Raw genomic sequence first — 10928 nt, forward strand, 5'->3', positions numbered from 1 at the left:
ATCGTGATTTGATTTTATATTTCACAAATATATTCTAATTATACTCAAACGCAAAAACAAATTATCAACAACTAGCGGCTGTATTTTCTTTTGCGTAAGAAAGTAAATAAAAACCCAAAGATAGCCAAAATAACTATTGGTAATCCGACAGTTATCATTTGTGCCATGGTATAATTTTTATACACTTCTTCCTTATTTAAAAGTGGTAAATCAACATCTTTACTTCGGATGTTAATAAGTCCGTTGTCGTCTAAAAGGTAATTTACGCAGTTCATTAAGAACTCTTTGTTGCCATATAATTGATTCGTCCACTTGTCGAAACCTAATTCTAATGGTACGCCTTTATCCAATTGGTTTTTAATAATATCACCATCCGAAATTACAATCATTTTATTATCTTTTCCAGTTGCTTGGAACGAATTATCTTTGAAAGGTAACACACGATTTTGGTATGCTGATTTGAATTTTCCTTCCATTAAAACTGCTACCGGAAGCAATCCTTTACCTTCATATTCTTCAGGAGTGGTTTCTTCTGTAACCATATCTAATGAAATCGGACTTGGTGTTCCAACGGTTTTCGAATATTCAGACGAACTCAATAAAACCGTTTTCTTGATATCGTTTTTCAGGATTTCGATTGGAGAAGCAAATTCAAACTTAATCCCTTCCATGTTTTTCACAATCGGATTGGTTGAAGTTGGATAGATAAACGGTGCAAATTTCCAAGTGTATTCTTGCATTTGGGTTTCGCTTCCTTGATTTCCTGATGCTAATTTGATTGGTGTTGCATATTCGTCTTTTACCAATAACGGATTGATTCTAATTCCGTATTTGAAGAACATATCTGTCAAATTCAATTCGCGTTGCGATGCTAAAATAGTACCGGTTTCGTTGTACAAACTATCCATATCAGCTGAAACTACATCTACTAACCACAAGGTTTTTCCACCATTCATGATGAATTGGTCTAATACTTGTTTTTCTTCTTCGGTGAACGCTTCCGTTGGTTTAGCAATTACGGCTAAATCGTATTTTTTAAGCGCTTCTAAAGTCTGAGTAGGTTGTTTTGTTACTGAATCTAATGTAAAAGGTCCGATGTAATAACTTTCTTTAACCGTTCTTAAGAAATCGGCCATGAAAGGTTCTAACACTTCTCCATTCCCTTTTATTACGGCGATTTTCTTTTGCTTTTCTTTTGAAATTTTATTGATCGCTTCCGCAAAACCAAATTCCAAATGCTGTACTGAACTAATTACTTTTTCTTCAGTTGTAGCACCCATTAAGTTTTTCAATAAGGCTACTTTTGTGAATCTATCACCATATGTTGCTTGCGCCCAAGGGAAAACTACTTCTTGCGATTGTTTTCCTTTGTCTTCCACAGTGATGCTTAACGGTTGCATGCCTTTCGCGTAGAATTCTTTCATTTTTTCTACTCGCGTTTCCTCTTTTTCAATCGGATTTTTGAAGTTGAAAATAATGTTTGAATTGTAAGCGGTGAATTCCTCTAAAAGTTGTTTGGTTTCGTTTTGTAAACGCTTGAATTCTGGTGGGAAGTTGCCTTCCAAATACACTTCAATGTATAACGGACTTTCTACATCTTTTATAATGTTTAAGGTCGTTTCCGATAAAGTATAGCGTTTGTCTTGCGTTAAGTCGAAACGTTTAAAAAAGAAGTTGCTAATTAAATTGATAACGATGATGGCTAAAAATACAATTCCTAATTGCTTTAAAGCTTTTGATTTGTTTGCTGCCATTACCATTTCAAAGATTTAAGTTGATAAACCGTTGCCGATAAAAACAAAAACGTCACACTCACAAAGTACACAATATCACGCGTGTCTAACACACCGCGACTCATACTTTTAAAGTGATAATCCATTCCTAAAGCAGCAAACATTGAACTGTAATTTCCAAGGAAAGAAGCAATGCCGTCAAATCCGAAATAGAAAAAGAAACAACAAAAAACAGCAATTATAAACGCCACAATTTGATTGTCTGAAAGCGTAGAAGCAAAAATTCCAATCGCCGTGTAAGCCGCAATTAAGAATAACAATCCGAAATACGAACCAAGTGTACTTCCCATATCAATATTGCCTTGCGGATTTCCAAAATGTGAAATCGTCAATACATAAATAATCGTTGGAACAATCGCTAAAATGATTAAAACTAAAGCGCCTAAGAATTTTCCGTTTACGATATCCCAATTAGAAAGTGGTTTGGTAAACAACAACTCAATCGTTCCTTGTTTTTTCTCATCTGAAAAACTGCGCATGGTTACGGCAGGAATTAAGAAAATTAAAATCCATGGTGCCAATTTGAAAAACGGACTCATATCGGCAAAACCCGAGTTTAAAATATTGAATTCGCCTTCAAAAACCCAAAGAAATAATCCGTTGAGTAAAAGAAAAATCCCGATGACTAAATATCCAATCGGCGAACCAAAAAAGGATTTTATTTCTCGTAATAATAATGCTTTCATTTTTTATTGTTTAACTGTTGAAACGTTTATTTGTTTAACTGTTTTATTCTAATGTTGCTAATCTATCTACGCTCCAAGCTTCTGGTTTGTCGCTGAATAAAGTTTTTGTGTAGGTCCAAACGCCATCAAACAAAGCCGATTTTCTATAATTCTCTAACGCTTCTTCGTTTTCCCAATAACTATAAGTAAAGAAAATGCGCTTGTCGTTTTTGTCTTGATACAATTCTAAGAAACGGTTTCCTTCGAAGTTTCGTATGTGGTGTTTCACTTCTTCAAAATTATTTAAAAAAGCTTCGATTTTATCTTCTTGAAAACGCATTTTTACAATTCTTATGAACATAGTTTTGTTTTATTTAAATTTTACCGAAATACTATCTCTAAAATGCAACCCTAATAACGTAGCGGCAGAACCCACTGTTTTAGGATTACTCTTGTAAATAGCAATTTCTAAATACCCATTTTCGTTGAACAAAGCCAAGAAGTCGCCTTCTAAATCTTTCAGTTGCTTCGTATCAGAAACTGGAAAATCGGAATAGCTTTTGTGCAAACGGGTTATCTTTTTATTTTTAATGATGATTTCAAATTTTCTACCTCTAACCGTATCGTTAAATTGTTTTTGCGAAATATTAGTAACGCAATTTCCAAACGAATCGATATACACGATTTGCCCTTTTATTTCAGATAAATCATCAGAAACAGATGAGGTCAATACACTAACCGATTTCAAAGATTGAATTTCCTTTCCAATAACATTCAGCAAACCACCTCTTGAAATATGACAAGCGACAGCTACAAAAACATCCATGTCACTCACATTGGTATTCAATCTATCATGAATAGTAATAGCTACAATTTTCTGTGGGATTTTCTTCTGAATTAAGGTGTTCAAGATGCCATTATCGGCACAAATAAAGTAATGATCGTCCCATTGCATTGCAATATGTTGGGTATCACCTACACGTTCACTATCAACACCAATAATATGAATAGTACCTTTTGGAAAATTAGAATAAGCGGCTTCAATACAGTAACTCGCTTCTAATGTGTTGAATAAGTCAATTTCGTGCGAAATATCAACAATAACTGCGTCTTTTTGTTCCGACAGAATTTTGCCTTTCAAAGCGCCTACGAAGTAGTCTTTGTGTCCAAAATCGGTAATTAGCGTAATTATTGACATTTTTTTGTTTATAACTTATTTGAAATCCAACAGTTGTTTTTACTAAATTTGATTGCAAAGCTACTATAAATTTAGCGTTTCAAAAATAATTAAAAAAAGAAAGCCTTTGAACGAAAGAGTAATTGAATTAACCGACATCGCTCCAAAAGAGTTTTGGGGTGCGCAAGATGCTCATCTTGAATCCATTAAGAAGTATTATCCAAAACTTAAAATCGTAGCACGAGGAACTACTCTTAAAGCGTATGGTGAGCCTGAAATCTTGGATGAGTTTGAAAATCGCTTCAGAAGATTAATGAATCACTTTACGCGTTACAACAGTATAGATGATAATGTTATTTTGAGGGTTTTAGAAACAAGTCATCAACATGATGCCGAACACATGCACGACAGAGACAAAATTTTAGTGCATGGAATAGGAGGTAAGCTAATTAAAGCGATGACGCCTAATCAACAAAAACTAGTGGATACCATTCACAAAAACGACATGGTGTTTGCTATCGGTCCAGCTGGAACAGGAAAAACCTATACGGGTGTTGCCATGGCGGTTAAAGCTTTGAAGGAAAAACAAGTCAAACGAATTATTTTAACGCGTCCAGCCGTAGAAGCAGGGGAAAATTTAGGGTTTCTTCCAGGTGATATGAAGGAAAAACTAGATCCGTACATGCAACCTTTGTATGATGCATTGCGTGATATGTTGCCACCACAAACCTTAGAAGATTATATTTTAAAAGGAATTATCCAAATTGCACCGTTGGCTTTCATGCGTGGTCGTACGTTAGATAATGCCTTTGTAATTTTAGATGAAGCGCAAAATACTACGCATTCCCAAATGAAAATGTTCTTAACACGTATGGGAAAAAATGCCAAATTTATGATTACAGGCGACCCAGGTCAGGTAGATTTACCAAGAAGAACCATTTCAGGATTGAAAGAAGCGATTCTAATTTTGAAAGATGTAGAAGGTGTGGGAATTATCTATTTAGATGATAAAGACATCGTGCGTCACCGATTAGTGAAGAAAATTATTGATGCATATAAGAGTATTGAGAATAATGATTAGATAAGAGTTCGAAAAGAATTGAAATTTAAAGGGGTCGAATTCGATCCCTTTTTTTTATGAAATCTTTTTTGGAAGAAAATAAATAGTTTACTTTTGCACCACACAAACAACAACACAGCATAATGAATACAATTACGACTACCCATTTCAATTTTCCAGGTCAAAAATCGGTTTACCGTGGAAAAGTTAGAGAAGTTTACAATATCAACGATGACTTATTAGTGATGGTTGCTACCGACCGTCTTTCGGCATTTGATGTGGTTTTACCAAAAGGAATTCCTTACAAAGGTCAAATACTAAATCAAATTGCGACTAAGTTCATGGAATTAACTGCTGATATTGTACCCAATTGGTTAGTAGCTACGCCAGATCCAAACGTGGCGGTAGGACATTTATGTGAGCCTTTCAAAGTAGAAATGGTAATTCGTGGATATTTATCAGGACATGCAGCGCGTGAATATGCAGCAGGAAGAAGAATCCTTTGCGGTGTGGAAATGCCCGAAGGATTAAAAGAAAACGATAAATTCCCAACACCAATCATCACACCAACTACGAAAGCCGATAACGGTTCACACGACGAAGACATTTCGCGCGAAGCTATTTTAGCTAATGGAATTGTAACCGAGGAAGATTACCTAGTTTTAGAAAAATATACCAGAGCATTATACCAAAGAGGAACTGAAATTGCAGCCTCTCGTGGTTTAATTTTAGTAGATACAAAATACGAATTCGGGAAAACAAAAGACGGACAAATCGTATTAATCGACGAAATCCACACACCCGATTCTTCTCGTTATTTCTACGCAGAAGGCTACCAAGAAAGACAAAACAACAACGAAGAACAAAAACAATTGTCAAAAGAGTTCGTGCGTCGTTGGTTAATTGAAAACGGGTTCCAAGGAAAAGAAGGCCAACAAATTCCAAACATGACCGACGAATACATCGAAACGGTTTCAGAACGTTACATTGAGTTATTCGAAAACATTATTGGAGAAAAATTCGTAAAAGCGGATATTTCAAATATCAACGAGCGAATTGAGAAAAACGTTTTGAATTATTTACAGAATAGATAAGATATAGAAAATCCCGCGAAAGCGGGATTTTTTTGTTTTATGTTTTGCCACGCGAAGGGATTTGTGTGTGAGCTGGGGATGGATACGCACTGCGCCAAGGTAGGGATATTAAATATCTAAAGTTTCGTAAATAGATTTGAAACTGTCTTCGGGATGTCTTACAACAGATTTTTTATGACTTGTCAAGACATTTATATTCATTTTGTCGCAAAATTCTTTATTTTTAAAAAGGTTTTTATAGTCAAATAATGAAACTGTTTGTTGATATTCAGAAATAAATCCATTTATATCCAAAGCTACTAGATCGAAAAGTTTTTGAATAGCCTTTTTTAAAACTTCAATGTTGGTACCTGTTACGAAATTATTTGGATTTTCAATGATTTCTCTACCTAATTCATCATCTTCCATAATTGCTTTTATTATTCTCAAGAAAGTATATTTAGCTAAACCATAGCTTCTTACTGGAATATTCTCTATTTTTTCTATGTTTTCAATTATTTTATTATGAATAATATATGCCAAATATATTTTTTGACAAGACATATTTCTCGAGAAAATATTTTCATAGCTATCACCATAAAAGCTTGTTTTCAAGTGAGTTTTATATGGTTCATTGAAATAAAATGTCATTATTAATTGACCTGCATAATCAATATCAATTATGTCTGAATATCCAATTGTATTTTCACCTCTTTTTATCATATAAAGTACGTTGTTATTAAATGTTTCAAAGAAGTTTCTTTGTAAACTAACCTGTACTCTATCATTTGATTTAAGATCTTTTGGGCTTATTGCATTTTGGTTGTTAGCATTTTTAGTAATTTTTTGAATTAAAGGGCTTTGTGGTTCAACTTTTATAATTTTAGTAAGAACAAGCATATTATCAGTTAAGTTATTCCTATTTTGATAAAAAGAAACTAAAGATTGACAGCCATTAATAACTTGGTAACCAGAAATTTCAATTTTATTTTCAGCTTGCTTAAATTCAAATTCTGAACAAGTAATTGAAACACCATTATGATACAAGAAAAATCTGTCGTGCTCTTTTTGATCTTTTATTGTATTTGCTAATTCTTTATTAACTCTTGTTTTTCCTGTCCATAGTCTTACATTTCTTGAAAATAACGTATGATCTTGAATTCCATCAAGTTTTAAAAGTTGATTCACAGGTATTGCTAAAACTATTGAAGAGTTTTCTTTTGCAGAATTATATAATATTGCAGATGAATTGCTTAAATTTAAAGTTTTGGGAGTGTTTGCAATATCAGCTTCAACCATATAAGTGAACTTATCAAAAACTAAGTTATTATCGTAAGCATCTATATTAGTTGTATTTAAAAATTCTTTTGCATTTATGTCAAATATCTTATTTGTAACATAAACGTAGTTTACAGAATACCCTCGTGTTATTTTATCGTGAATTTTAAGATTTAAAAGCTTTTCTTTAAGTTCTAAATTTATTAATGAAGCTAAAAGATTATTTACTTTATTTTCGTCAGCAAACCAATTGCTTACGCCAACAAATTCCCTTATTTTGGTATCTCCAGCATCTCTATCATCGTTTGGTGAAAATTCGGATTGGAAAATATAAATTTCTTCTTCATTTTCATCTACCCAAATACCATCAATTCCTTTGTCTCTTGGACCGTCGCAAACACTGTCCACGCTTTCTTGTTCACTTAAGCAAAAAATATTTTTTAGAAACCATATTAAAAAAGCAGAACTATCATTTCGATATTGTTGCTTTAAAATTTCTACCTCACTTCTAACTCTTAAATTATATTCAGCTTTAGTCATTTATTTATTTTTTCTTATGTTATTTGTCTCGTTTCGGGTATTGTGTGTAGCGTTTCGGTACTTTGCGTTCGAGTGGGATTTCGAATCCGAAACGTTCAACTAATATATAAATTTCAATATAAATACAAAACTTGAATTTTGCACTTCATCCCGCCTGATGTAAAACCCTTGTTACCGGCCGTTCTTCTTGTCGCCTGTTTCATAAAAGTTTAGCTTGAATTTCGTCCGTAATATTTGGTTCTAATCTGTTTTCTTTCCAATCAGTTATAAGTCTATGTGCAACCTGTTTTATTGTTTCAATTTTTGCAAATACATTTTCTACCACATTAATGTCAATTGAAGCAATTCCGTGTGCTATATCTTTCCGTGTTTCATAGTTATTGTCAATCCAGTCTGTTTGATTAGGTATTATTGGCCAGTTAGGGCATTCGCCCCATATATTTTTAAAAGTCTCCCAAATGTGACATTTTGAACCACGGTTATTACAAGCGCCTGGGTTTGGGTTGTATTTTGAGCATAATGTTTCTATGCTATTATAAAATGCAAGAAATTTGTCGAATGGGTCTTCTGTGTAAAGCCCTTTTCTATACCAGCCTACTGCTCTCAGAAATGTAGGTTCTGTCAAAACCCAAAGTCGTGCAGTTTTAAAAGCGCTAGTTAATTCGTATTCAGTAAGTCTTCTTCTTTCATTTTCCTGACGTGGTGAAAATGTTTTACTATCAGTTAAAGTCAAAATAGTTGGGAGATTTACTGTTAAAGATAAAATGTCTAATGCTTGTCCGCAAAAATATAAAGCGGCTTTCCTTGCAATTACTTGTTCTGAAGCAAAAGCAGTCAAAGTAATTGTTATTCCGTAATTCCCATTTTTAGTTACTTCAATGTCGCTGTAAAGTCTGTCGTGGAAATGAAAGTCCTTACGTTGTCTGAAATTGAACCTTCTTTCAACGGTTATAGGTCCGTAAACATTTAGTGTTATGTCCCAAGCTGGTAAAATATCTGGCATAGGTGTCTGTTTTTAAAATGGCATGTAAATAGTAAATATCATAAAGAATTTACTGTTTTTTTAATTCTCCTGCAATATAACAAAATTCTCACAAAACAATTGCTGTAGTTTTTCTGCAGTTTGTGTTAAAATTTCAAAAAAGTGCAAAAAAAGAGACTGTCAAAAAAGTCTGCTTTGTCATTCCGAATTCATTTCGGAATCTAAAAAACAATGATAATCTATTGTTTATAGAAGCTGAAACGAGTTCAGCTTGACAAGATAGTGTCTTTTTGGACAGTCTTTTTAAATTTATTTGAGCCGTTTTTTTATTTAAAATAACTAAACGTTTCGTTATTCTCAATTTTCAATAGCGTTTCGTAAATTAATTTAATTACATTTTCTACGTCGTCGCGGTGTACCATTTCTACGGTAGTGTGCATATAACGCAACGGTAACGAAATCAAAGCCGAGGCAACTCCGCCATTGCTATACGCAAAAGCATCGGTATCGGTTCCTGTAACACGAGAAGTCGCATGGCGTTGGAAAGGTATTTTGTTTTCAACTGCTGTATCCACAATCATTTCACGTAACACGTTTTGTGTCGCAGGAGCGTAAGCAATAACTGGTCCGCGTCCCATTTTTAAATCGCCTTCAATTTTTTTGTCAATCATTGGCGTAGTCGTATCGTGGCAAACATCGGTAACAATGGCAACGTTTGGTTTAATGCGTTGGGTAATCATTTCGGCACCACGCAAACCAATTTCCTCCTGCACCGAGTTTACGATGTACAATCCAAAAGGTAATTTCTTTTTGTTCTCCTTTAATAAACGCGCTACTTCGGCAATCATAAAACCACCCATGCGGTTATCAATGGCTCTACACACAAATTTATCGTTGTTTAAAATCTCAAAATTATCGGGGTACGTAATCACACAACCCACATGAACGCCTAAAGCTTCTACTTCGGCTTTCGTTGAGCAACCACAATCAATAAATATATTTTCAATTTTTGCTGTTTCTTCTGCTTTTCCGCTTCTTCCACGAGTGTGAATCGCTGGCCAACCAAAAACACCACGAACAATACCTTTCTTAGTATGAATGTTTACACGCTTCGATGGCGCAATCTGATGATCCGAACCTCCGTTTCTAATTACGTAGATTAATCCGTCATCGGTAATGTAATTCACATACCACGAAATTTCATCCGCATGACCTTCAATAATTACTTTATAAGGAGCGTCTGGATTAATAACTCCCACAGCACTTCCGTAGGTATCGGTAATAAAGGTATCAACATATGGTTTTAAATAGTCCATCCAAAGTTTTTGCCCTTCCGATTCGTATCCTGTTGGAGAAGCATTATTCAAATAATTTTCTAAAAAAGTCATCGACGACTTCTTTAATATCGATTTTGTACTCATCTTAATTATAATTTTTTGCTAAAATATAAATAAGTAATTAGAGTTTCATATAATTTCAATAAATTTGGTTTACTTTTTGCTATGAGTTAAAAAGTATAAAATCAATCATCATGTATAAGTTAATTTTAAGTAGTTTCTTGCTATTCATCACTACTTTTTCTTTTGCTCAAACCGAAACCGATACGTTAAAAATGACGCAACAGGATTCGTCTATTATATATTCTATCGAATTAAAAGAAATTATTTTCACTCCAGACAATGTCTATTCTATGGATGAAGATAAAAAAGCCAAGTTAATATTAAAGAGAAGAATCTTTAAAGTATATCCGTATGCAAAAGTAACAGCGGATAAATTAACGCAGTTAAATGCTACCATGGCAAAACTAAAAACCAATCGCGAAAAAAAGAAATACTTTAAAATCGTAGAAAAGTATTTAGAGGAAGAATTCGAACCGCGTTTAAAAAAGCTATCACGTAAAGATGGTCAAATCCTAGTCAAACTAATTTACCGCCAAACCGGAAGCACGACTTTCGATTTAATTAAGGAGTATAAAAGCAGTTGGAAAGCCTTTTGGGCAAACTCCACCGCTTATTTATTCGACATCAATTTAAAAACCCAATACAAACCATACGACGTAAAAGAAGATTACCAAATAGAAGGAATCTTAAATGCCGCCTTCAATCAAAGCCAATTAACCAGACAAGAACCAGCAAAACCTATCGACTTCGATAAATTAAACAACCACTGGATCAACAAAATCAAAACCAAACCCACCGCAGAAGCTAAGAAGTAATTTTTTAGAAGCAGACGTTTGACATTCCATAAAGACTATCTGTCCCGCTGTCCGCTACAATCTTTTTTTGCTTTTCAAATTGAGCGAAGTCAATAAAGCAATAAAAGGATTTCCACTCCCATCGGGGCTAGCCAAGGCGTATAGT

The 10928-nt window shown here is 33.9% G+C and carries 10 protein-coding genes; 3 read left to right on the forward strand and 7 right to left on the reverse strand.

The window, feature by feature from the left end:
- Positions 1 to 71 precede the first annotated feature (71 nt).
- From gldG to AAEO58_RS12970, 4 genes are read right to left on the reverse strand one after another with little or no spacing between them, the layout of a single operon-like run.
- Positions 72 to 1754 carry a gliding motility-associated ABC transporter substrate-binding protein GldG gene (gene gldG, locus AAEO58_RS12955; protein ID WP_423972066.1) on the reverse strand — a complete coding sequence of 561 codons (1683 nt, stop codon included), beginning with the start codon at positions 1752 to 1754 and terminating at the stop codon, positions 72 to 74.
- Positions 1754 to 2479 (reverse strand): gliding motility-associated ABC transporter permease subunit GldF, encoded by a 726-nt coding sequence (gene gldF / locus AAEO58_RS12960; protein ID WP_133610940.1) that lies wholly within the window; start codon positions 2477 to 2479, stop codon positions 1754 to 1756. Before gldF ends, gldG begins: the two co-directional genes overlap by 1 nt.
- A 43-nt stretch (positions 2480 to 2522) precedes the next feature.
- Positions 2523 to 2819, reverse strand: coding sequence for a putative quinol monooxygenase (locus tag AAEO58_RS12965; RefSeq protein ID WP_341683828.1), 297 nt, complete (start codon positions 2817 to 2819; stop codon positions 2523 to 2525).
- Between the two features lie 9 nt (positions 2820 to 2828).
- Positions 2829 to 3656 carry an SAM hydrolase/SAM-dependent halogenase family protein gene (locus AAEO58_RS12970; protein WP_341683829.1) on the reverse strand — a complete coding sequence of 276 codons (828 nt, stop codon included), beginning with the start codon at positions 3654 to 3656 and terminating at the stop codon, positions 2829 to 2831.
- Positions 3657 to 3762: 106 nt separating this feature from the next.
- Between AAEO58_RS12970 and AAEO58_RS12975 the strand changes: the two genes are divergently transcribed.
- Both AAEO58_RS12975 and AAEO58_RS12980 read left to right on the forward strand, forming a co-directional pair.
- The gene (locus tag AAEO58_RS12975) at positions 3763 to 4716 is read left to right on the forward strand and encodes a PhoH family protein (RefSeq protein WP_262318035.1); all 954 of its coding nucleotides are present in this window, start codon (positions 3763 to 3765) and stop codon (positions 4714 to 4716) included.
- Positions 4717 to 4838: 122 nt separating this feature from the next.
- Positions 4839 to 5789 carry a phosphoribosylaminoimidazolesuccinocarboxamide synthase gene (locus tag AAEO58_RS12980; RefSeq protein ID WP_341683830.1) on the forward strand — a complete coding sequence of 317 codons (951 nt, stop codon included), beginning with the start codon at positions 4839 to 4841 and terminating at the stop codon, positions 5787 to 5789.
- Between the two features lie 108 nt (positions 5790 to 5897).
- Here AAEO58_RS12980 and AAEO58_RS12985 read toward each other — a convergent pair whose 3' ends face one another.
- From AAEO58_RS12985 to AAEO58_RS12995, 3 genes are all read right to left on the reverse strand, one after another.
- Entirely contained in the window at positions 5898 to 7586 is a 1689-nt protein-coding gene (locus AAEO58_RS12985) for an AIPR family protein (RefSeq protein ID WP_341683831.1), read from the reverse strand.
- Positions 7587 to 7785: 199 nt separating this feature from the next.
- The gene (locus tag AAEO58_RS12990) at positions 7786 to 8589 is read right to left on the reverse strand and encodes a methylamine utilization protein MauJ (RefSeq protein WP_341683832.1); all 804 of its coding nucleotides are present in this window, start codon (positions 8587 to 8589) and stop codon (positions 7786 to 7788) included.
- Between the two features lie 305 nt (positions 8590 to 8894).
- Entirely contained in the window at positions 8895 to 9989 is a 1095-nt protein-coding gene (locus AAEO58_RS12995) for a M42 family metallopeptidase (RefSeq protein ID WP_291265730.1), read from the reverse strand.
- A gap of 110 nt (positions 9990 to 10099) precedes the next feature.
- Here AAEO58_RS12995 and AAEO58_RS13000 point away from each other — a divergent pair, with 110 nt between their 5' ends.
- On the forward strand, positions 10100 to 10783 hold the full coding sequence (locus tag AAEO58_RS13000) for a DUF4294 domain-containing protein (RefSeq protein ID WP_341683834.1): 684 nt from the start codon (positions 10100 to 10102) through the stop codon (positions 10781 to 10783).
- Positions 10784 to 10928: the final 145 nt, after the last annotated feature.

This window comes from Flavobacterium helocola (assembly GCF_038289885.1).
In the GTDB taxonomy this organism is placed as follows: domain Bacteria; phylum Bacteroidota; class Bacteroidia; order Flavobacteriales; family Flavobacteriaceae; genus Flavobacterium; species Flavobacterium cheniae.

Bases quoted from the DNA above. Each gene is read 5' to 3' on its own strand.
- AAEO58_RS12965 (WP_341683828.1), bottom strand. From the start codon at position 2,819: ATGTTCATAAGAATTGTAAAAATGCGTTTTCAAGAAGATAAAATCGAA.
- AAEO58_RS12970 (WP_341683829.1), bottom strand. From the start codon at position 3,656: ATGTCAATAATTACGCTAATTACCGATTTTGGACACAAAGACTACTTC.
- gldF (WP_133610940.1), bottom strand. From the start codon at position 2,479: ATGAAAGCATTATTATTACGAGAAATAAAATCCTTTTTTGGTTCGCCG.
- AAEO58_RS12980 (WP_341683830.1), top strand. From the start codon at position 4,839: ATGAATACAATTACGACTACCCATTTCAATTTTCCAGGTCAAAAATCG.
- AAEO58_RS12990 (WP_341683832.1), bottom strand. From the start codon at position 8,589: ATGCCAGATATTTTACCAGCTTGGGACATAACACTAAATGTTTACGGA.
- gldG (WP_423972066.1), bottom strand. From the start codon at position 1,754: ATGGCAGCAAACAAATCAAAAGCTTTAAAGCAATTAGGAATTGTATTT.
- AAEO58_RS12995 (WP_291265730.1), bottom strand. From the start codon at position 9,989: ATGAGTACAAAATCGATATTAAAGAAGTCGTCGATGACTTTTTTAGAA.
- AAEO58_RS12985 (WP_341683831.1), bottom strand. From the start codon at position 7,586: ATGACTAAAGCTGAATATAATTTAAGAGTTAGAAGTGAGGTAGAAATT.
- AAEO58_RS13000 (WP_341683834.1), top strand. From the start codon at position 10,100: ATGTATAAGTTAATTTTAAGTAGTTTCTTGCTATTCATCACTACTTTT.